Origin of the sequence: Grimontia sp. SpTr1 (genome assembly GCF_947387585.1) — a bacterium.
GTDB lineage: Bacteria > Pseudomonadota > Gammaproteobacteria > Enterobacterales > Vibrionaceae > Enterovibrio > Enterovibrio indicus.
On the sequence record NZ_CANDOD010000020.1, the window covers coordinates 1 to 20491 of the forward strand.

A 20491-nucleotide genomic window follows, 5' to 3' on the forward strand; every position below is an offset into this window, starting at 1 on the left:
AATATGGTGCCTCGAGGCGGAATCGAACCACCGACACGGGGATTTTCAATCCCCTGCTCTACCGACTGAGCTATCGAGGCAACGAGGTGCATTAAACGGATTTTGAGGCTTACCGTCAACACCTTTTTTTAAAAAAAACGTCAAATAAGACCGTTTGATGGCTTTTTGGCCTGTTTGGTTTAAAAAGCCTCAGCTTTTCCAGTGTTTCCCGCGTTTTTATTGCATAGAACGGAATTCTTTTTGGAACTTAGTGACCTTTTGGAGATAACGTCTCGACTCTGACGACGGGTGTTTATTGGTTAATGCCCAATACACTTGATTAGGATTTAAGCGGTTTAAATCGTTCATTGCCCGTTTTCGGTCGGAACGGTGGAAGGTTTTCAACACATTACCGGTTCCGCCGTTATAGGCAGAGATCATGCTGTAGTGTTTTGACAGCGGATCGCGAACATCTTTCAGATATCGCGTTTTCAAAATGTAGAAGTACGCGGTACCCGCATCAATATTCTTTGCCGGGTCGAAGAGGTATTCCGGCGAAGGCTCACCCGGGCGCTTTTTCACCAACTTGAAAACATCACGCCCTGCGGTTTTGGGGACGACCTGCATCAAACCATAGGCATTGGCCCAGCTGACGGCATAGGGGTTGAAGCTGCTTTCGGTTTTGATGATGGCATATATCAGCTCTTCGGAGATGCCATAGCGGCGTGAAGCGTCACGGATAAGGTCGGCATATTGATAGCGACGCTTACTGGAGTGATCTTTCACCATAGGGATTTCGACGTAGAAAACCTTCTGAAATCGCAGCGATTTGGTTTTGATTTTATTGGCGACCAGATAATCGGCGTAGCGATTAGCACGCCATTCCCATGCGATCTCTTTACCATCCTGATCCAGGATTTGTCCTTGCAGGAAAGGGGCGCCGGACAAGGGAACATCTGCGGCAGAATAAAGATCAACCGATGCAGGATCGTTTGGCGTCAAAAGGGTGGTGACGATTGCCTGTTTGAGGTGCTGTTTTGGCTCAGTGGTGGCGACGGTTTCGATGGTAACAAGGCCGTTGGCGAAATCGACGCGGGCACGGCTCATGTAGTTGTCGGTGTATTTTACGTAATCGCGCTTACCGGAAATGTAAACTTCGTCTTTACCCCAGCGTACCTCGATGTCTCCGCTGAAACTGTTGATCAGTTTATCGAGTGCGGCAAAGTCTTTTTCAAACTGACCCGGCAGGGGAGCGAGGTTTTTAGCAAAACGGTTGGTGGTTTCATAACTCACCCCAAGTGTCGATTCGACCATTTCCCGGCTGCAGCCAGAGACGAGCATTGCCATAAAAAGAAAAGTGAATAAGCGGCGCAAGATCAGTTCCCGTGTAAAAACAAAAAAGCATCCCGATTAGCGTAATCAAGATGCTTTTAAATACAAAACTATAAGACAGATTGTGTGCAGAAAGCCTTACTCTGAAGGAGGAGTGTAGCCTTCGATCACAGTGTCATGACCTTCGAACAGGAACTTCACCATTTCTTCTTCGAGCAGTTTGCGGTGCTCTGGATCCATCATGTTGAGCTTTTTCTCATTGATCAGCATGGTTTGCTTGCTCTGCCACAATGCCCACGCTTCTTTGGAAATGTTGTCGAAGATGCGCTTACCCAGCTCACCCGGATAAAGTTGAAAATCCAGACCGTCTGCGTCTTTTTTCAGGCGCTGACAAAATACAGTGCGGCTCATCATTAAGCTCCTAGTTATTTTAGACTTCTAGCTCTCTGGTCAGGCTTTCCAGCAGCTTTTGTACCGGTGCTGCCAGCCCGACTTTCGCTGGTTGGGTTAAGTTATACCAAAGCCCGCCGTTGCCTTCCATGATCCCGTTTTCCCCAATGTTATCGGGTTTACTGTGTAACTTGACGCGAACAGGCACGATATCAAGGTGAAAGTGGCTAAAGGTATGACGAAACGCTGTGAGATGCTCTGGCTCATCAAAGTTGTTTTTCGCCAGTTTACTGGCAACAAAATTGTTGGCGGTTTGCTCTGAGGTCTCCGGCAGGCACCACAATCCACCCCAAAGTCCTGCTGGTGGTCGCTGCTCCAGCCAGATTTGGTCTTCATACTGGAACAGAACAAAACAGGTTTCTTTCTCTGGAATGGTTTTCTTGGGTTTCTTGCCGGGAAAGTCCGTCTGACGACCTAGTGCATTGGCTTCACAGCTGTAGTTGACCGGGCAGATATCGCATTTGGGCTTACTACGGGTGCAGATCATTGCGCCCATATCCATCATCGCCTGGTTGTAGCGTTGAACTCCCTCGGCAGGCGTGTTTTCTTCGGCGTGTTCCCATAGAAGGTTCTCGACCGGCTTTTTCCCCGGCCAGCCTTCAACGGCGAAGTGGCGGGAAAGGGTTCGTTTTACGTTGCCATCTAAAATCGGATGATGTTGACCGAGTGACAGTGAAAGTACAGCCCCCGCGGTTGAGCGGCCGACACCGGGTAGCGCCATCACATCTTCAATATTTGTTGGGAATTCGCCACCGAATTCAGAGGCGATTTTCTGCGCCGCTTTGTGCAGGTTGCGGGCGCGGGCGTAGTAGCCAAGCCCAGTCCAGAGGTGCAGCACTTCATCGAGCTCGGCATTTGCCAAGTCCACAACCGTCGGAAAGCGCGCCATAAAGCGTTCGAAGTAGGGGATAACCGTTGCAACCTGTGTTTGCTGCAACATGATTTCTGACAGCCACACTTTGTAAGGTGTTTTTTCTTGCTGCCATGGCAGGGTCTTACGGCCGTATTTGTCATACCACGTCAAAATGGCATCGGAAAAAGACTGACTCACTTTGCTTGCTCTTTGTTATCTTTATTAGCGGACAGTCTACTACGGTCGCTGATTAAAAAAGACCACGTTTTCTGGAAAGATTTGTACGACAAGCGTACAAGGCTTGCACCGAGGCGCAATCTTTGGATAATGCGCGATCCGCTTAACTTTTCTTCATTATTGAGTTGCAGGCATAACACCATGGCAGAAGTCATCAAAACCGAATTGAACGAAGACGGCAAAGTTATTCGTAAGATCAGAAGCTTTGTACGTCGCGAAGGGCGTTTGACCAAAGGTCAGGAGCAAGCAATGAACGATTGCTGGCCAACCATGGGTATTGACTTCGAAGAGAAGCAACTCAATTGGACAGAAGTGTTCGGCAACGACAACCCAGTCGTGCTGGAAATCGGTTTCGGCATGGGTGCATCTTTGGTTGAAATGGCAAAGAATGCACCGGAGAAAAACTTCATCGGTATCGAAGTGCACAGCCCAGGTGTTGGTGCATGTTTGATGGCAGCGCGCGATGCAGGAATTACTAACCTGCGCGTAATGTGTCACGACGCGGTTGAAGTGTTCGAGCACATGCTGCCAGTCGCTAGCCTTGAAACCGTTCAGCTTTTCTTCCCAGACCCATGGCACAAAGCACGTCACCACAAGCGTCGTATCGTTCAGCCAGCATTTGTTCAAATGCTGCGTGACAAGCTGAAAATCGGTGGCATTTTCCACATGGCGACGGATTGGGAAAACTATGCTGAACATATGGTTGAAGTGATGGATGTGGCTCCGGGCTACAAAAACACAGCAGTAGATGGTCCCTACATTCCACGCCCTGAAGAGCGTCCATTGACTAAATTCGAAGCGCGTGGCCACCGTCTTGGCCACGGTGTTTGGGATATGAAGTACGCCCGCGTCGATTAATAAAAAACTCATACCATTCTTGCGACACGACTGTGTAAAGTGTCGCAAAGCCTAAAGCCAACCTCGTGTTGGCTTTTTTGACCACTGGAGATAGCAATGAAACCCACCCCAGAGCTTTTGAGCGGTATCCTGGAAGAAGTTCGTCCGCTGATCGGACAGGGCAAAGTCGCCGACTATATTCCGGCTCTGAAAAAAGTGCCTGCCTCTAAATTGGGTATCGCGGTGTGCTACAACGACGGCGAAATCATCAAAGCGGGTGATGCCGAAGAAGCCTTTTCTATTCAGTCTATTTCCAAGGTGCTCAGTCTCACGCTAGCCCTGCAAAATTACCAGCCAGAGGAGATCTGGCATCGCGTGGGTAAAGAGCCTTCCGGTCAGGCATTCAACTCGATGATCCAGTTGGAAATGGAGCAGGGGATCCCCCGAAATCCATTCATCAATGCCGGCGCGCTGGTGGTTTGCGACATGCTCCACAGCCGTCTTTCTGCCCCCCGCCAACGTATGCTGGAATTCGTTCGTCGCTTGTCCGGTAACGAGCATATTTGCTACGACAAAGTGGTGGCATCTTCCGAAATGGATCACAGCGATCGCAATGCCTCAATCGCTTATCTGATGCGGGCTTTCGGCAATTTCGACAACGATGTGATGCCCGTACTGGCTAACTACTTCCATTATTGCGCGCTTCGTATGAGCTGTGTGGATCTGGCAAAGACCTTTAACTATCTGGCAAATAAGGGACTTCCTTTAGGCGCAGAAAAAACAATTGTCAGCCAGACTCAGAGTAAGCAGGTGAATGCGCTTCTCGCCACCTGCGGTTTGTACGATGGCGCAGGGGAGTTTGCTTACCGAGTTGGCATGCCGGGTAAGTCCGGCGTCGGTGGTGGGATCATTGCAATCGTGCCGGGCGAAATGTCTATCGCCGTCTGGTCACCGGAGCTGGATCCATCAGGCAACTCCCTCGCGGGCACAGCAGCACTAGAACTGCTGGCAGAGCGCATCGGCCGTTCAATCTTCTAGGGTCTGCAGTCAGACTCTAGTGCCTGGACAGGTGTGACTTCAAAACCGGGTGACACCGTCTAAGCCTGAGATGCGGAGAAGGTTTATGGGAATTGTGAGTCTGACAAATATGCTGAAAGTATCCTGTGCGTTGTTGGCGATGTTGCCGTTTCTTGCGGCGGCGGACGCTTGTCGCCCTGAGCTCCATGGCGATATCGAAATCAAGTCCAACAGTATCTTTATCGAGCAGAACAATAATACGTTCCGTATCGAACCCAACGGCAACCTCTATGTCGATGTACACCGCGTTAGTCTGAATGATGCGCAGAAAGCTTCTCTCACCGCTTACAGCGAGAGAGTGCGTGCTGATTTGCCGTTTATCAGTAAATCGCTGTCTGATGAGCTGCAAACCTCCTGGCGTGCGCTTGATGGCGTGTTGGCGGCAGAATTGGGTGAACAAAGCAGCCTTCGTGGTGAGTTTGGTCAGTTCCATCAGCATCTGCAACGCAGTGTCAGTGCCTCGTTTTACGCTGAAGATCATTCGCCACAGCTTAACCACAGAGCGCTGACCCACACGGTACGCGAACTTGAATCAAGCCTGCCGCACTTAATCGCCACCGTTTCGAGCCGTGGCTTGATGGACATAGCTGCATTGAGCGCGGGTGAGAACAATCGCATGGAATTTATCTCCAAGAAGATGGCTACGCTTCAGGATAAGCTCGCTAATGAAGTCCGCGCGCAGCGCAATCGTACCGTGGGTGTCAGACAGGAGCTGTGTTCTCGTCTTGGTGTTTGGCAGGATCGGGAATCAGAGATTTCTGAACTTATTCCTGCGCTGAAAGGCTGGAAAACTGTCACTGTTCGCTAGTGAAAACATGATAGAAAAACAGCGCGGATTTCCGCGCTGTTTTTGTTTCTGCTGTCTGTCTTTTTACGGTCTGTAGGTAAACTCGTAATCCACGTTTTGCCAGGCGTCATCCACATGTCGCATGTACTGGCGCAGCTCTTTGGCTTCTACATAGCGGGTTTTCGCCCGGTAATAATAATCTGCCTCTACATAGGTTTTATTGAGCAGCACTTCACCGGGTTCGGCCACGGTTTTCAGCGAGCTTTTAAATTCGAAAAACGGATTGCTCACCGTGTTTTCCGATTGTTCAATGTCCCAGTTTTCAGGAAGGCTCAATTTGATTTTTTGGCGAACTGCCCCATCGGTGCCAAAGCGGAATGGGGTTTTTCGACGGATGAGATCCGGCTTGGTCAGGTAGTCATCGACAATGTCACCGGAAATCACAAACGAGTAGGTGTCATCGGTCTTCGACCAGAGATCTTCAATCACGTACGCTTCATTGAGTGTCAGCTCGTTCAGATCTTTATCGTCGCTGATAGACAACGGGCGCAAGAAATCGAGACCACTGAAGAAGCCTGCATAGTAGTTGGCATATTCCTCGCCCAGTTCACGCAACGGTTTTGACTCCAAATACCGGCGCCAGCGTTCTGCTTCCAGCCCTCGATAGGTGGTTTTCACCGCCAGATAGCTCTGCGCGTTGGCATGATTGACCACATAACGCTGCTCGATGTCCTGAGTCACAGGAACTTCCTGTGTTGCCATCTGGGTGAGCTCCTTGCTGTCAGGTTTGAGGATCAGACCATAGCCGAGTCTTGACTGGGCAAGGGTATCGAGGCGGTTGCCTTGATGGGTGCGGGTGGCATCCACCCAAATCCATTCGCCGTCCTTTTTCAGCGCTACGATCACATGGTTGAAACTGAAAGGGGCAGCAGGCTGGTGTGGCAGCTGTTCACGCCAGAAAGTGTCGACTAACGCCGGATAGGCCTCAATCCCCATGGCTTCCAACATGGAAACCAGCAGTAGGGCTTTGTCTTTGCAATCGCCGTAGCCTTGAGAAAGGATTTGCTCTGGTGGGCGTGGCTTGTGCGAGCCAATGCCGTTTTCAATACCCAGATAGCGGATGTTGTTCTGCACAAAATGAATCGCAGCCACAGCCTGCTTCTCCGGCGCATCCGGATAGGTTTGTTGGATGTCTTTCACCAATGCCTGCACTTCTTCGTCGTCCGGCGTGGCCTGGTAAAGTGGTAAAGCCCAGCTCACCACATCTTTCCAACTGCTATAGCTAGAAACATGAAGATATGGGTAGGGGTTATACCAACGCGGCTGCTCTGGCTCGTCGAAATCATACAGGCCATTCGTTTCACGATAGGTGAAGGTGGTGATGCCATCATCGCGGGTCTGGCGAAAATCGCCCTGTCCTTTTCCGTCTAGATTGGTGACGGAAATGCCACTGTCTGAAGGGGTCAGAATACGCGCATTAACCAGCGCCACTGTGCTTGCCCAGCCAGTTTTGAGGTACCACTCGCGACGCTCGCCAAACACGGGATTGAAGCCGGTTATTGTGTAGCTAACATCAATCACATCGCCCATCTGAACGTCATTGAGGACGATATGCAGGGTTTCATCGCCGTTGTAGAGCAGTGAATCGAGATCAACCTCGCGTTTGAATCGGTCGATCTCCGCGGTTTCTTTTCGATCCAGTACTTTGCCATCGCGCACCAGTTCGAGGCGGTGGATAGCGACTTTTTGATAGGACGGATCGAAATCGATCGAGATCTGGGAGCCGGATTCAACACCTTCAATCGACACCACTTTGCTGGTGTAGCGTTTGTATTCGACGGGGTTTGTCGCGACAAGGTTAAGCTGCCGATCAACAATCAGAAATTGTTGATCGTAATAGTGGGCGCTTTTGTCGATCTCTGGAATTTGGGAGATAGGCTCTACCCAATCGGGCAAAGCTGCATATAAGGCATTCTGCGCCAAAGCAAGTTGCGGGAAACTCGCCAGAGCGCCAAGGGCAATCAGATACTTCTTCATCTACAACGCTGTCCATTGCTATCGAGAACAAAAGGCAGCGTCGCATTGGCTGCCTACTCGTTGATGAACCCTGCGAGTAGATCGTTCAGGAACAATCGCCCTTTCTCTGTCACTTGCCAGTGGGAGTCAGTCTCAGCCAGCAAGCCTTTCTCAATCGCATGTCGAAGCGGCGTTTCGACGGTGTCGAGTGCCAGCCCGGTTCTTGCCGGATAGTCGGCTTTCGGGCAGGACTCCACCAGTCGGAATCGGTTCATGAAGAACTCGAACGGCAGTTCATCTGCTTCCACTATATGCAATTCGCTGAGGTAGTCTTTCTCAGGATCGAGATATCCGCGCGGATGTTTCACTTTTACTGTGCGCTGTACAGTATTGTCATCCAAGGTAATTTTGCCGTGAGCACCGCAACCGATACCCAGATAATCACCAAAACGCCAGTAGTTGAGGTTGTGACGGCACTGGAATCCCGGCTTGCTGTAGCCAGAGGTTTCATACTGAACATAACCGGCATCAGAGAGCAGTTTGTGGCCCTGTTCGAAGATATCCCAAAGGTCATCATCGTCCGGCAGTGTGGGTGGCTTGGAGTAATACTGAGTGTTTGGCTCGATGGTGAGCTGATACCAGGAAAGGTGCGGCGGATTGAGCTCAATTGCCTGTTTCAGATCATCCAGCGCGCCTTCGAGTGTTTGATCAGGAAGACCATGCATCAGATCGAGGTTAAAGCTGTTAAGCCCAGCTTCGTGCGCAAGATTAGCGGCGCGTTTGGCTTCATCCGCGCCGTGAATGCGACCAAGACGGGAGAGCTTTTGGTTATCAAAGCTCTGCACGCCAATCGATATGCGGTTCACGCCAGCTTTGCGGTAAGCGACGAACTTGTCGGCTTCCACGGTGCCGGGGTTGGCTTCCATGGTGATTTCAATGTCATCATCAAACGGGATCTGCGCTTCGATGCCTTGCAGCAAGCGGGTGATCTCTTCCGGTGACATCAGGCTCGGTGTACCGCCACCTATGAAGATGGAATGCAGCTCGCGGCCACTGACCCCTTTGAAACGGTTGAGGTCTTTTCTTAAATCATCCAGCAGGGCGTCAATGTAGTCACGCTCCGGCACCTCGCCTTTCAGCGTGTGGGAATTGAAATCGCAGTACGGGCACTTTTGCACACACCAAGGGATGTGAACATAAAGGCTCAGGGGAATGTGAACCGCCATCGGGGATTACTTCTTCTCTTCGCTCATGGCAGCAAACAGCTTCTTCAGCGCCTGACCGCGGTGTGAGATTTGCTTTTTCACCGCAGGCTCAATGTTTGCCAGTGTGCAGCCATGTTCTTCCACGTAAAACACTGGGTCGTAACCAAAGCCATGTGAGCCCGACGCTTCGCGGGCGATGGTGCCTTCAAATTTGCCATGGCAAACCAGTGGTGTTGGGTCGTTGGCGTGGCGCATATAAACCAGTACACAGTGGAAACGTGCGGTGCGTTTGTCATCCGGTGCGTCCGCCATGTTTTCCAGCAGCTTTTCCAGATTCGCCTGATCGCCTTTTCCTTCGCTGGCATAACGCGCGCTGTAAACACCCGGTGCACCGTTGAGGTAATCCACTTCCAAACCGGAGTCATCTGCGATGGCTGGCAGGCCAGTTTCTTTTGCTGCATGGCGCGCTTTGATGATGGCGTTTTCAATGAAGGTGGTGCCGGTTTCGTCAGCGTCTTTTACCGCGAACTCACTTTGTGCAAACACTTCCAGACCGAAATCCTGTAGCAGATCAGCCATCTCTTTGACTTTGCCAGCGTTACCTGTTGCCAGAACCACTTTGCTCATTGTTCTCTCCTGAATTTGGGGGCGGCCGCGAATCGAAAACCAAAAAAAGGCGCCGCAATGGGGCGCCATGATACCTGAATAAACAGGGGTCAGTCAGCGTAAAACGTCTGGTTAAAGGTCAGTTTTCCGCTGCGGTTTCCTTCAGCGCTGATATCAATAGTGAAGGCGTAATTTTCTTCGTTGGCAAACCGAAGCTCTGCCAGATAGTAAATCGCATCGCCTTCACGCACTTCGCGGAAGGTCAGTGGCTTTTTGGTTCCTAGAAGATTACGCGCTTCGCCAGTCAGTGTGGCTGTGAGTGCCGGTTTTCCTGCCTGTGCTTTATCTAAAATGGCGATGTTCAGGATGGCATTCACACCACTGCGTTTCAGATCATAGGCCTTGGCAACTTTTGGGGTGATAAACGTGGAGTTAAACGCCGAGTAATGCACTTCCAGCGTGCCGATGTCTTTAGACTGACCTGCGTTTGCAAACGGGGAGAGCAGCATCAGTGCGCTGATCAGTGGGAGAAAGAAACGTTTCATGACGTATATCCTTGTCGGGTGAAACCAGTGCGTCCATTTGCTGAGTCGCCTAAGACCATTTACTTAGTAGCCCGGGAAAGAACGCACCTTTTAATTACTGCTTAAGTGCGGGGATCAGATCACTGATGGCATCGGGACAAAGCGAAGGGCTATGAATGCGAACTTGCTTGTGTCTGCCAAGCTCACCTTTTTCGATATCAATCTGGCCTTTGGCCACTTTGAACTGTTTCGACAGGAATTTGGTGAGGTGGGCGTTGGCTTTGCCATCAACAGGTGGAGCGGTGATGGCGAGTTTAATTTCCTCGCCGTGTTGCCCCATCCATTGGTCCCTGCTGGCCTTGGGCTGGATATAGAGCCTTAAAATAAGGTCATCGTTATCCAGCCAGGCAGGGCGTGGTGCGGTCATGACTTACAGCACGAACCACAGATTGCCGAAGTATGGGCTCAGCAGATCGCCGATAAAGAAATTCAGGAACTGCAGTGCAATGAACAGGAACAGGATGCTGAGATCCAGACCGCCCAGAGGTGGGATCACGCGGCGAATTGGCGCGACCAGTGGCTCAGTAAGCTGTACCATCACATATTCAATTGGGCTGCGGCCTTGGCTGACCCAGCTCAGAATTGCGCGAAGGATCAGTACCCAGAACAACAGACCACCTGCGGCTTTCACCAATGCCACCAAACCAATCAGGAAGTAGCTGGAATCAAACACTAGGGTGCCTGAACCGACCAATTGCAAGGTGAAGAATTTCGCCACACACAGCAGGTAAGCAAACAGTACAGTCGCTAAATCCAAGCTTCCGATTGAAGGAATGATGCGGCGCAGCGGTGAAACCACTGGCTGGGTGGCTTTCACCACAAATTGGCTGAATGGGTTATAGAAGTCAGCGCGTGCCCACTGCAACCAGACCCGAAGCAACACCACCATGATGTAAAGATCGAACAGTGTTGAAACGAGAAAATTCATCGAGTTCATAAATTAGCCCTAAAATAGCGATTCCATCTCTTCGGCGCGGCGCACTGCAGCCTGCATGGCTTCAGAGACCGTTTCCGTGAGTTGTTTGTTATTAAATACGTTCAGTGCCTCAGCGGTGGTGCCGCCTTTGGACGTGACTTGTTCTCTTAAGGTTGCCAGTTCAATGTCTGGGTTGGCAACCACCATTTTAGCCGCGCCCAGTGCAGACTGTTGCACTAATAAGCGAGCTGTTTCCTTGTCAAAGCCTTGTCGCTCAGCTTCAGCCTGCATTGCTTCCATAAACAGGAAAAAATACGCAGGCGCACTGCCCGCTGCGGCGATAACAGCGTTAATTCCAGACTCTTCTGAAACCCAGCAAATTTCTCCTACAGCTTTCATCAGTTGTCCTGCGAACAACTTGTCTGCATCACTAACGAAGTCTGGCGCATAAAGACCGCTCATACCCTCACTAACTAGTGAAGGTGTGTTCGGCATCACGCGAACCAGTTTAAGTTGTGAACCTGCCATTTCACTGAGGCGAGCACTGGAAATGCCAGCAGCAATTGAAATCACGAGTTTGCTCGACCAATCTACACCTTCCATATTTTGGAACAGTGTTTCCATATCTTGAGGCTTTACAGCCAGAACAACTACGTCGGCTTGCTTTGCGCTGGCAACAGCATCTTCGTTGGCGATGATGCCGTAAGTTTCTCTGTGTTTCGCACTGACTTCAGGGCTTCTATCGACAGCAATGAGTTTTTGAGCAGGATAACCTGACTCAAGTAGTCCGGCGATGATTGAACGAGCCATGTTGCCGGCACCGATAAAAGCGACTGTACGTTGTTCCATCAATGATATCTCCTTTGAGAAGGTCAACAGACCCTAGATTAATTGGTTATTTGCGGTTGCTATAATCACGCGCACCGAAAATCGCGGTGCCGATACGCACCATGGTGCTGCCGGAAGCAATCGCTGCATCCATGTCGCCGCTCATACCCATCGACAGGGTATCAAATTGCGGTCGACCTGCTTTCATTTCTTCAAACAGCGCGGACAGCGGTGCGAAGGCTTCAAGCTGTTTCTGGTGATCGTCCTCAGGCTGTGGAATGCACATCAGGCCGCGAAGCGTCAGGTTTGGCAATGCATCGATTTCATCTGCCAGCGTTTTCACTTCTTCAAATCCGGTGCCGGATTTAGAGATTTCACCGCTGGTGTTGACCTGAATCAGCACCTGAAGCGGCGCTAATTCATCCGGACGCTGATCGCTCAGGCGTTGCGCAATCTTGCTGCGGTCAATTGAGTGAACCCAATCGAAGTGCTCGGCAATCGGCCGGGTTTTATTGGACTGGATAGGGCCAATAAAGTGCCATTCAAGATTGGGGTGAATCGCGCTGAAATGGGTGATTTTTTCTACACCCTCCTGCACATAGTTTTCACCGAACAGGGTGTGACCTGCTTCCACGGCGTCTGCGATGGCTTCAATGGGTTTGGTTTTGCTGACAGCGAGTAATTGCACGCCAGAGGCGTCTCTCCCGCATTTTTGTGCGGCACTGTCTATTTGGCTGGTGACCTGTTCTAGGTTTTGTTTGATACTACACATGTTAGATTCTGCGAGGAAACGAGTTAATGGATATTACTGAATTACTGGACTTTAGTGTAAAGCATAACGCTTCAGATCTACATCTTTCAGCTGGGGTTCCTCCAATGGTCCGCGTAGATGGTGATGTCCGCAAGCTTAGCCTGCCTCCGCTAGACCACAATGCGGTGCACCGTCTTATTTTCGATATCATGAACGATGCTCAGCAGCGCGAGTTTGAACAGAACCTCGAAGTCGATTTTTCTTTTGAGCTGGCATCTGTCGGCCGCTTCCGTGTCAATGCGTTTCATCAATCCCGTGGTTGTGCCGCGGTGTTCCGTAGCATTCCTTCGAAAATTCCGACACTTGATGCGATTAACGCACCAGCAGTGTTCCAACAATTTACCGAGTATCAGAAAGGTCTGGTACTGGTCACTGGACCGACAGGCTCAGGTAAGTCGACCACGCTGGCGGCGATGATCGACAAAATTAACAGCAGTCAGCATCGTCACGTTTTGACCATCGAAGACCCGATTGAATTTGTCCACGAACAGAAAAACTGTCTGATCAACCAGCGTGAAGTGCACCGTGATACCCATTCGTTCAACAATGCGCTCCGCTCGGCACTGCGTGAAGACCCGGACGTAATTTTGGTTGGTGAGCTTCGTGATAAAGAAACCATTAGCCTTGCGCTGACGGCAGCTGAAACCGGTCACTTGGTATTTGGTACGCTGCATACCTCCAGCGCAGCAAAAACCATCGACCGTATTATCGATGTCTTCCCAGGGGCGGATAAGCCGATGGTGCGCTCCATGCTGTCTGAATCGCTGCGTGCGGTGGTGTCGCAAAAACTGGTGAAGCAGATTTCCGGCGGCCGTATTGCTGCCCACGAAGTGATGATTGCGACACCGGCGATTCGAAACCTTATCCGTGAAGACAAGATTGCTCAGATGTATTCGATGATCCAAACCGGCTCAGGTCTTGGCATGCTGACAATGGAACAGTCGCTTCGTAACCTCACCATGCAAGGGCTGGTGGACACGGCCGAAGCAAACAAAGCATTGGATAACGCAGGGATGGGCTTCTAACCATGCAGAACACGCTTCAAGAACTTCTGGATAAGATGCTGGCGCAGAAAGCGTCGGATTGTTACATCACGGTTGATGCGCCTTGTATGTTGCGTGTCGATGGTAGCCTAAAACCAGTGGCTGGAAAGCTCGACTTAGAAGGTGTCAAAGCACTGGTCGCTGAGGCCATGGATACCGAAACCGAGCAGAAGTTTTATGCCGACCGTGAAGCAAATTTTGCTTTAGTCACTGAAAATGGGCGCTTCCGTGTCAGTGCGTTCTGGCAGCGTGACTTGCCGGGTATGGTACTTCGCCGCATTGAAACCCAAATCCCTGATATTTACTCGCTGGGTTTACCGGATGTGATTCAGGATTTGTCGATAGCCAAACGTGGTCTGGTGCTGATTGTCGGTGCGACAGGTTCGGGTAAATCGACATCTATGGCAGCGATGGTGGGGTTCCGTAACCGACACCGTAGCGGCCACATCCTGACGGTGGAAGACCCGATTGAGTTTATCCACCCGCATGACAAATGCATCGTGACTCAGCGTGAAATCGGCATTGATACCGACAGCTACGAAGTGGCGCTGAAGAACTCGCTACGTCAGGCGCCGGATATGATCATGATTGGCGAAATCCGAACGCAGGAAACCATGGAGTACGCCATGCAGTTCGCTGAGACCGGTCACCTTTGTATTGCGACCCTTCACGCCAATAACGCTAACCAGGCGCTGGAAAGGGTGCTGCATTTGGTGCCGAAAGAGCGCCGGGAGCAGTTCCTGTTTGATTTGTCGCTGAACCTTCGCGGTATTCTGGCGCAGCAACTGGTGCCAGATGTCAGTGGTATAGGTCGTCATGGCGCATACGAGCTTCTGCTCAATACCTCTCATGTGTCGGATTTAATTCGCCGTGGTGAGCTGCATGAGCTGAAAGAAACGATCCGCAAAGGCAAGAACGCGGGAATGTGTACCTTTGACCAATCCCTGTTTGAGCTGTTCCAGGCGGGCAAAGTGTCGAAAGACGAAGCGCTTCATCATGCGGACTCGCGCAACGATCTCAAACTCATGATGAAGATGGCGGAACAGTCATCCAGCAGTTTGTCGTTGGCGAATGTCAGTATTGAGGGGCAGTAGAAAGTTGTCGTTCACAGACAAAAGAAAAGCGCCTCAGGGCGCTTTTCTTTTATTCACCGTATTGGTTTTCAAACCAGCTCTCGACAATGATGACCGCTGACTGGCTATCGATTTCCCCTTTGCCCAGGGCTTTATAGCCACCGTATTCAAACAATGAAGAACGGGCTTCAGTTGTGGTCAGTCGCTCGTCGTGCAGTTCCACGTTCACACCAAAACGGCCTTTCAGGCGGTTGGCAAATTTACGGGCGCGGGGCGTGATGGATTCCAATTCGCCGCCGTGTAGATCCAAGGGTAAACCGACGACGACCAGGTCCGGTGTCCACTCTTTCAAAATGACTTCTATGGCTTCCCAGCTTGGGATGCCATCTTTGGCTTTGAGGGCTTTTAGCGGACGGGCAGTGCCGGTAATGGCCTGACCGATGGCCACGCCGATGCTTTTAGTGCCGTAGTCAAAACCCAGCACAGTCTGAATGTTACTCATGGAAAACTCTTATGCGTGTCCAACGTCAGCGGACAGGTTCAAGGCGTCTATGCCCATTTGTTTGAGGGCTTTTTCCCAGCGCTCGTTGATGGGGGTGTCGAAGATCACTTTCGGATCGGCTTCAATCGTCAGCCAACTGTTTTCTGCCAACTCCTGCTCCAATTGACCGGCATCCCAACCTGCGTAGCCAAGCGCAACAATGAATTGCTCGGGCTCCTCTGTTGTTCCCAAGATACTGAGAATATCTTTGGATGTCGTTACGGTCAGCTCATCAGAGAGCTGGATACTGGAGCCATACAGCTTGAGGTTTTTGTGCAGGACAAAGCCGCGATCTTCCGAAACTGGACCGCCGAACAGCACGGGCTGGTCAAGGCTGACCGGATGGGTAACATCCTGCTCGCGCTCCACTTCGATTTGATCCAGCATTTTGGCAATGGAGATATTGATAGGTTGGTTGATCACCAGCCCCATGGCCCCGTCTTCATTGTGTTCGCACATGTAAACGACACTGTGCTGGAAGCGTTCATCGGCCATGCTGGGCATTGCGACCAAGAAATGATTTTTTAAATTCACTGTGTCTTCCACATTGCGCCCTTCATTGCGTATGAGCCTACTTTCATTATGAGCAGTAAGCTGAAGAATGTCAGATCCGGGCGAGCAGTTTCGCCCGGTTTGCCGTGCGGTTATTTTTGCAGGCGAGCTTCGATGGCATCCATTAATTTGCCACTGATATTGATATCAAATGCGGCTTCAATTTCGCGGATACATGTCGGGCTGGTCACGTTAATTTCGGTCAGCTTGTCACCAATGATGTCCAGACCCACGAAGATCAGGCCTTTCTCTTTCAGCGTTGGTGCCACGGCACGGGCAATTGCCCAGTCAGTGTCGCTGAGTGGGCGCGCTTCACCACGGCCGCCTGCTGCCAGATTGCCACGGGTTTCGCCTTTGGCAGGAATACGAGCCAAACAGTAAGGCATTGGCTCACCATCTACCACCAGAATGCGTTTGTCGCCATTGCTGATGTCTGGCACGAACGTCTGCGCCATACAGTAGTTATTGCCAAGGCCAGTAAGGGTTTCGATGATCACTGACAGGTTCGGGTCGCCTTGCTTCACGCGGAAGATAGACGAGCCACCCATGCCATCCAAAGGTTTCAGGATCACGTCGCCGTGTTTTTCCTGGAACGATTTGATTTGGTCTGCACGACGGGTCACCAGCGTGATTGGCGTGTGTTCTGGGAACCAGGCAGTGAAGAGTTTTTCGTTACAGTCACGAAGGCTTTGCGGCTTGTTGACGATAAGACAGCCTTCTACTTCCGCACGCTCAAGAATGTAAGTCGCGTAGATGTATTCGGTATCAAACGGCGGGTCTTTACGCATCAACACGGCGTCGAGATCTGCCAGCGCAATTTCCTGCTCGCTGACCACCTCGAACCATTTCTCCGGGTTTTCTTCCAGCGTGACAATCTTGGTGCGTGCCAGTGCTTTGCCTTGCTCTAAAGACAGGTCATTCATTTGCATGTAATGAATTTCCCAGCCGCGCTTTTGCGCTTCCAGCATCATGGCAAAGGAGGAGTCTTTTTTGATGTTGATGGACTCGATTGGATCCATCACTACGCCCAGTTTGATCATTAATTTATCCTTATTAACCGAGGTCGCCTTTAACCCAGATCGCCAAAGCGAACCTGCAGGGCAGTGATTGCCGTCAGTGCTGCGGTTTCAGTGCGCAGAACACGTGGCCCCAATAATGTTTCCTCAAACCCGAATTCACGGGTTCGTTCAATTTCTTCTGATGACAGACCGCCTTCAGGACCAATCAGCAAACGCACACGGCTAACTGGCTCTGGTAGAGTATTGATTGAGTATTTTGCGCGTGGGTGAAGGTTCAATTTCAGCCCGTCGAATGTCTCCTGCATCCACTCATCCAGCGACATCACAGGGCGAATCTCTGGCACCACATTGCGCCCGCATTGCTCACAAGCTGCAATCGCGATCTTCTGCCATTGATGCAGTTTCTTGTCGAAGCGATCTGCATTGAGTTTGACACCACAACGTTCAGAGATCAGTGGGGTGATGACGTTGACGCCCAGTTCCACCGATTTTTGAATAGTGAACTCCATTTTGTCGCCGCGGCTGATGACCTGGCCCAAGTGCATATCCAGCGGAGATTCGATGCTGCGTTCAACACGCTCAACAATATCAACAGTGACAGATTTTTTACCTGACTCAGCAATCACGGCAGGGAACTCTGCGCCGTGACCATCAAATAACAACACTTCCTGACCTGCCTGCATACGAAGCACACGACCAACGTGATTGGCAGCGTCATCGCTCAGGGCAACGCGGCCAGTGTCAGGCAGGGGCTCAGGATGGAAAATTCTTGGGATACGCATGGTGTTTTCATGACTGGATAACAATAGGCAGCAGTGTATCACGCTGCTGCCTGTAGTCAGTAGTCCGGTGCTGAGGTTATAGACCGGCTTTTTCGCAGGAAGCTTGCACGAACGGATTATGATTACCTTGCTCGCGGGCGATGCGACGGTCACGCTCACATTCCCACTCGGTCACTGGGTAGGTTTTGTCCCAAGCGTCCATCAACTTTTTCTGGGCGGATGCAAGGCGAAAATCATATTGCTGGTTCATGTACTTGTAGGTTCGCGCAATGGCACCGCGGCTTTGTGCTGGCGGCTCAAATACACGTTGCTTGAAGTTCACCTTCGCCGCGCACTGACCGTAGAAAGCCCCGTCGTTGCCATTCCATTGTGAGAAGCGGAAGTTCGAGCGGTCACCGTTGACTTCGCCAATGGCTGGAACCAGGTTGTGCAGGTCAGCTTCCATCAGTTTGAAAGCCACGTCATTGCGGGTGCAGTTCTTGCGTCCACCGTCTTGCCAGCATTGACGCTGATGGCCAAATTGCCATGCAGGCACCACATGCTCCCATTCAATACGGCTGGCACGCTTTTCCTGTTTGCGGACTTGATAACCACACTCAGAAAAATCAGGTACCCCTTTCTTGCCCTGCCATTCAATGTCACAGCCGCAGTAAAACGAAGTGGGGTAGTCCTGATAGATTTTTTGCGCGATGCGTTTGGCTTTACTGAAGGATTGCGGATGCTCAGCCGCTGCTGTCATTGAGGGGATCAGCAGTGCCGAAAGCAGCATCAGAAATATTCTCATGTGTATTTAGCGCTCGGTGTTGGAATTGTGTGCTTTGATTATTACAGACTATTGCGAGCAAAATCGCACTAAATTAGTGTTAATTGAAGAGTTTATTGATAAGTGAAGCGTTGCTTATGCAATAGAGGGGATGAAAACAAGCGGCTGTTTACAGCGGCGGCAAACATATTGAACTTGTTCGCGCTGAGCTTTGTTGTGACGACGGATGGAAAGCTCAATGTGGTCGCAACCGCACTGATAGGTAAAAGTTTTGCCCTGGACAGAGCTGACATCAAAGCTGTGGGTGGTTTTGGGTGTTATACCAAACACCTGTGACATTACCGCCTGCCACTCTTTGCCGTGGGGCCGCACTTTTCCAAAGCGGGCATAAACGATCAAGTGACTGATTTCATGCGGCACGACCTCGTCAAAAAACGCTTCGACGTTTTCCTCCAGTAGCACAGGGTTAAACCTGAGTTGCCAGCGTTGAAGCAGTGCCATTCCTGCCGTTTTCCCACGAATATCAAACCGGATTGCAGGCACAGCGAAGTCACTCCCAAGCAGTTTGTTAGCCAGAGTGATGCATTCGCTGACGCGTTGAGTAAGACGGTAGTGGAGTTCGTTCATGTTCGGCGGTTTGGATTCCAGAGCCGACAGGGTAGGGAACAGAAACAAAAAAGGGAAGCCTGAGCTTCCCTTTTGCATACAGATTGCGATTACTTGATTTGAGCGAAATCTCGCAGTGCTGCTACTTTGTCGGTCTTTTCCCAAGGGAATTCTTCGCGACCGAAGTGACCGTAAGCTGCTGTCTTCTTGTAGATAGGTTGCAGCAGGTCCAGCATTTCCTGAAGGCCGTATGGACGCAGGTCAAAGTGCTGGCGAACCGCTTCGATGATGATGTCGTGAGACACTTTCTCGGTACCGAAGGTTTCCACCATGATAGACGTTGGATCCGCAACACCGATAGCGTAAGACAGCTGGATTTCACAGCGGTCTGCCATGCCTGCAGCAACGATGTTCTTTGCTACGTAGCGCGCTGCGTATGCCGCTGAGCGGTCAACTTTTGATGGATCTTTACCCGAGAATGCACCACCACCGTGACGAGCCGCGCCGCCATAGGTATCAACGATGATCTTACGGCCAGTCAGACCACAGTCACCCATTGGGCCACCGATAACGAAACGGCCAGTTGGGTTTATGAAGAAGTTGGTGTCTTTGTTCAGCCACTCTGCTGGCAGTACTGGCTTGATGATTTCTTCCATCACTGCTTCACGCAGGTCTGGCGTCGAGATGCTGTCGCAGTGCTGAGTAGACAGAACAACCGCATCGATGCCCACGATCTTACCTTGGTCGTACTGGAAGGTAACCTGAGATTTTGCATCCGGGCGCAGCCAAGGTAGCGTGCCGTTTTTGCGAACTTCTGCCTGACGTTGAACCAGACGGTGAGAGTAAGTGATAGGTGCTGGCATCAATACATCAGTTTCGTTACATGCGTAACCGAACATGATGCCTTGGTCGCCTGCGCCCTGCTCTTTAGGGTCAGTTTTATCAACGCCTTGGTTGATGTCTGGCGACTGTTTACCGATGGTGTTCAGAACCGCACATGAATCTGCGTCGAAACCCATGTCAGAGTGAACGTAGCCGATTTCGCGAACGGTTTCGCGGGTCAGCTCTTCGATATCAACCCATGCTGAGGTTGTGATTTCACCACCTACCATCACCATGCCGGTTTTCACGTAAGTTTCACAAGCTACGCGTGCTTTTGGATCCTGTTCAAGAATCGCGTCAAGAACGGCGTCTGAAATCTGGTCTGCGATTTTGTCTGGATGACCTTCTGATACTGACTCAGAAGTAAACAGGTGTTTAGCCATGTCTTTTCCCTAGCAATAATAAATGTTGGTTGATACCGAATCTTTGTTTGCAAAAGCATCTTTGGTCGTCTGACCGTATAAAAGTATAGATGCTTTTCCATCTGGACGTCTATTCTACGTAGAGAACCGTATAAATCAACCTCACAAATAGTCCGCGTAAATAAGTAAACGTTTGCGCCTGTAATCTTGTAGTTACAAATAGATGCAGAGATTTTACGCTCTGAACAGACAGAACCCCATAAAATCAGCCATGTAAAACGTTTGCAGAGCCGACGGACTCTTGCGACAATATCTGCCCGCCGAATTCAGCAATCTGGCCGCTTTTTTTA

At 50.8% G+C, this 20491-nt stretch carries 23 protein-coding genes and 1 tRNA gene; 5 read left to right on the top strand and 19 right to left on the bottom strand.

Translation table 11 applies throughout. The annotated features are described in order from the left end of the window. Positions 1 to 4 precede the first annotated feature (4 nt). From QL223_RS21835 to mutY, 4 genes are all read right to left on the bottom strand, one after another. A tRNA-Phe gene (locus QL223_RS21835) sits at positions 5 to 80 on the bottom strand. 136 nt (positions 81 to 216) lie between these two features. Then, positions 217 to 1326 carry a membrane-bound lytic murein transglycosylase MltC gene (gene mltC / locus QL223_RS21840; protein ID WP_281546015.1) on the bottom strand — a complete coding sequence of 370 codons (1110 nt, stop codon included), beginning with the start codon at positions 1324 to 1326 and terminating at the stop codon, positions 217 to 219. Between the two features lie 123 nt (positions 1327 to 1449). After that, a complete protein-coding gene (locus QL223_RS21845; RefSeq protein WP_046304361.1) occupies positions 1450 to 1722 on the bottom strand; it encodes an oxidative damage protection protein in 273 nt (90 codons plus the stop codon). A gap of 19 nt (positions 1723 to 1741) precedes the next feature. After that, positions 1742 to 2812, bottom strand: coding sequence for an A/G-specific adenine glycosylase (gene mutY / locus QL223_RS21850; protein ID WP_281545963.1), 1071 nt, complete (start codon positions 2810 to 2812; stop codon positions 1742 to 1744). 180 nt (positions 2813 to 2992) lie between these two features. Between mutY and trmB the strand changes: the two genes are divergently transcribed. The 3 genes from trmB to QL223_RS21865 all read left to right on the top strand — a co-directional run bounded on the left by trmB (position 2993) and on the right by QL223_RS21865 (position 5573). Beyond that, on the top strand, positions 2993 to 3709 hold the full coding sequence (gene trmB / locus QL223_RS21855) for a tRNA (guanosine(46)-N7)-methyltransferase TrmB (protein ID WP_046304359.1): 717 nt from the start codon (positions 2993 to 2995) through the stop codon (positions 3707 to 3709). A 96-nt stretch (positions 3710 to 3805) separates the two neighbouring features. Beyond that, positions 3806 to 4726, top strand: a complete 921-nt coding sequence (gene glsB, locus QL223_RS21860; protein ID WP_281545964.1) for a glutaminase B — start codon at positions 3806 to 3808, stop codon at positions 4724 to 4726. Positions 4727 to 4811: 85 nt separating this feature from the next. After that, on the top strand, positions 4812 to 5573 hold the full coding sequence (locus QL223_RS21865; protein ID WP_281545965.1) for a DUF2884 family protein: 762 nt from the start codon (positions 4812 to 4814) through the stop codon (positions 5571 to 5573). Between the two features lie 63 nt (positions 5574 to 5636). Here QL223_RS21865 and QL223_RS21870 read toward each other — a convergent pair whose 3' ends face one another. The 8 genes from QL223_RS21870 to QL223_RS21905 form a co-directional block, all read right to left on the bottom strand. Beyond that, the gene (locus QL223_RS21870; RefSeq protein WP_281545966.1) at positions 5637 to 7589 is read right to left on the bottom strand and encodes a DUF3857 domain-containing transglutaminase family protein; all 1953 of its coding nucleotides are present in this window, start codon (positions 7587 to 7589) and stop codon (positions 5637 to 5639) included. Between the two features lie 53 nt (positions 7590 to 7642). Then, on the bottom strand, positions 7643 to 8794 hold the full coding sequence (gene hemW, locus QL223_RS21875; protein WP_281545967.1) for a radical SAM family heme chaperone HemW: 1152 nt from the start codon (positions 8792 to 8794) through the stop codon (positions 7643 to 7645). Between the two features lie 6 nt (positions 8795 to 8800). Next, positions 8801 to 9400, bottom strand: a complete 600-nt coding sequence (locus QL223_RS21880) for an XTP/dITP diphosphatase (RefSeq protein WP_281545968.1) — start codon at positions 9398 to 9400, stop codon at positions 8801 to 8803. An 89-nt stretch (positions 9401 to 9489) separates the two neighbouring features. Continuing rightward, on the bottom strand, positions 9490 to 9924 hold the full coding sequence (locus tag QL223_RS21885; RefSeq protein ID WP_046304354.1) for a DUF4426 domain-containing protein: 435 nt from the start codon (positions 9922 to 9924) through the stop codon (positions 9490 to 9492). A 94-nt stretch (positions 9925 to 10018) separates the two neighbouring features. Further along, positions 10019 to 10330, bottom strand: coding sequence for a DUF167 family protein YggU (yggU, locus tag QL223_RS21890; protein WP_039849739.1), 312 nt, complete (start codon positions 10328 to 10330; stop codon positions 10019 to 10021). Between the two features lie 3 nt (positions 10331 to 10333). Next, on the bottom strand, positions 10334 to 10900 hold the full coding sequence (locus QL223_RS21895; protein ID WP_046304353.1) for a YggT family protein: 567 nt from the start codon (positions 10898 to 10900) through the stop codon (positions 10334 to 10336). A gap of 9 nt (positions 10901 to 10909) precedes the next feature. Next, positions 10910 to 11728 carry a pyrroline-5-carboxylate reductase gene (proC, locus tag QL223_RS21900; RefSeq protein ID WP_281545969.1) on the bottom strand — a complete coding sequence of 273 codons (819 nt, stop codon included), beginning with the start codon at positions 11726 to 11728 and terminating at the stop codon, positions 10910 to 10912. A gap of 46 nt (positions 11729 to 11774) precedes the next feature. Then, positions 11775 to 12479: a YggS family pyridoxal phosphate-dependent enzyme gene (locus tag QL223_RS21905; protein WP_281545970.1), complete on the bottom strand. Its 705-nt coding sequence runs from the start codon at positions 12477 to 12479 to the stop codon at positions 11775 to 11777. A 26-nt stretch (positions 12480 to 12505) separates the two neighbouring features. On the opposite strand from QL223_RS21905, the gene QL223_RS21910 reads away from it, so the two are divergent. Together QL223_RS21910 and QL223_RS21915 are read left to right on the top strand one after the other, a co-directional pair. After that, complete coding sequence (locus tag QL223_RS21910) at positions 12506 to 13543, top strand: type IV pilus twitching motility protein PilT (RefSeq protein WP_039849741.1); 1038 nt, start codon at positions 12506 to 12508, stop codon at positions 13541 to 13543. Positions 13544 to 13545: 2 nt separating this feature from the next. Continuing rightward, positions 13546 to 14655 (top strand): PilT/PilU family type 4a pilus ATPase, encoded by a 1110-nt coding sequence (locus QL223_RS21915; RefSeq protein ID WP_281545971.1) that lies wholly within the window; start codon positions 13546 to 13548, stop codon positions 14653 to 14655. 49 nt (positions 14656 to 14704) lie between these two features. Here the strand turns inward: QL223_RS21915 and ruvX are convergent, their stop codons facing one another. The 7 genes from ruvX to metK form a co-directional block, all read right to left on the bottom strand. After that, positions 14705 to 15136, bottom strand: a complete 432-nt coding sequence (gene ruvX / locus QL223_RS21920) for a Holliday junction resolvase RuvX (RefSeq protein WP_281545972.1) — start codon at positions 15134 to 15136, stop codon at positions 14705 to 14707. A 9-nt stretch (positions 15137 to 15145) separates the two neighbouring features. Further along, the gene (locus QL223_RS21925; RefSeq protein ID WP_165013463.1) at positions 15146 to 15709 is read right to left on the bottom strand and encodes a YqgE/AlgH family protein; all 564 of its coding nucleotides are present in this window, start codon (positions 15707 to 15709) and stop codon (positions 15146 to 15148) included. A gap of 110 nt (positions 15710 to 15819) precedes the next feature. Next, on the bottom strand, positions 15820 to 16767 hold the full coding sequence (gene gshB, locus QL223_RS21930) for a glutathione synthase (RefSeq protein WP_281545973.1): 948 nt from the start codon (positions 16765 to 16767) through the stop codon (positions 15820 to 15822). A gap of 29 nt (positions 16768 to 16796) precedes the next feature. Next, on the bottom strand, positions 16797 to 17528 hold the full coding sequence (gene rsmE, locus QL223_RS21935; protein WP_281545974.1) for a 16S rRNA (uracil(1498)-N(3))-methyltransferase: 732 nt from the start codon (positions 17526 to 17528) through the stop codon (positions 16797 to 16799). A gap of 76 nt (positions 17529 to 17604) precedes the next feature. Next, the gene (endA, locus tag QL223_RS21940; protein WP_281545975.1) at positions 17605 to 18312 is read right to left on the bottom strand and encodes a deoxyribonuclease I; all 708 of its coding nucleotides are present in this window, start codon (positions 18310 to 18312) and stop codon (positions 17605 to 17607) included. Between the two features lie 114 nt (positions 18313 to 18426). Further along, positions 18427 to 18918, bottom strand: coding sequence for a SprT family zinc-dependent metalloprotease (locus tag QL223_RS21945; RefSeq protein WP_281546016.1), 492 nt, complete (start codon positions 18916 to 18918; stop codon positions 18427 to 18429). Positions 18919 to 19007: 89 nt separating this feature from the next. Continuing rightward, entirely contained in the window at positions 19008 to 20162 is a 1155-nt protein-coding gene (metK, locus tag QL223_RS21950) for a methionine adenosyltransferase (RefSeq protein ID WP_046304348.1), read from the bottom strand. Positions 20163 to 20491: the final 329 nt, after the last annotated feature.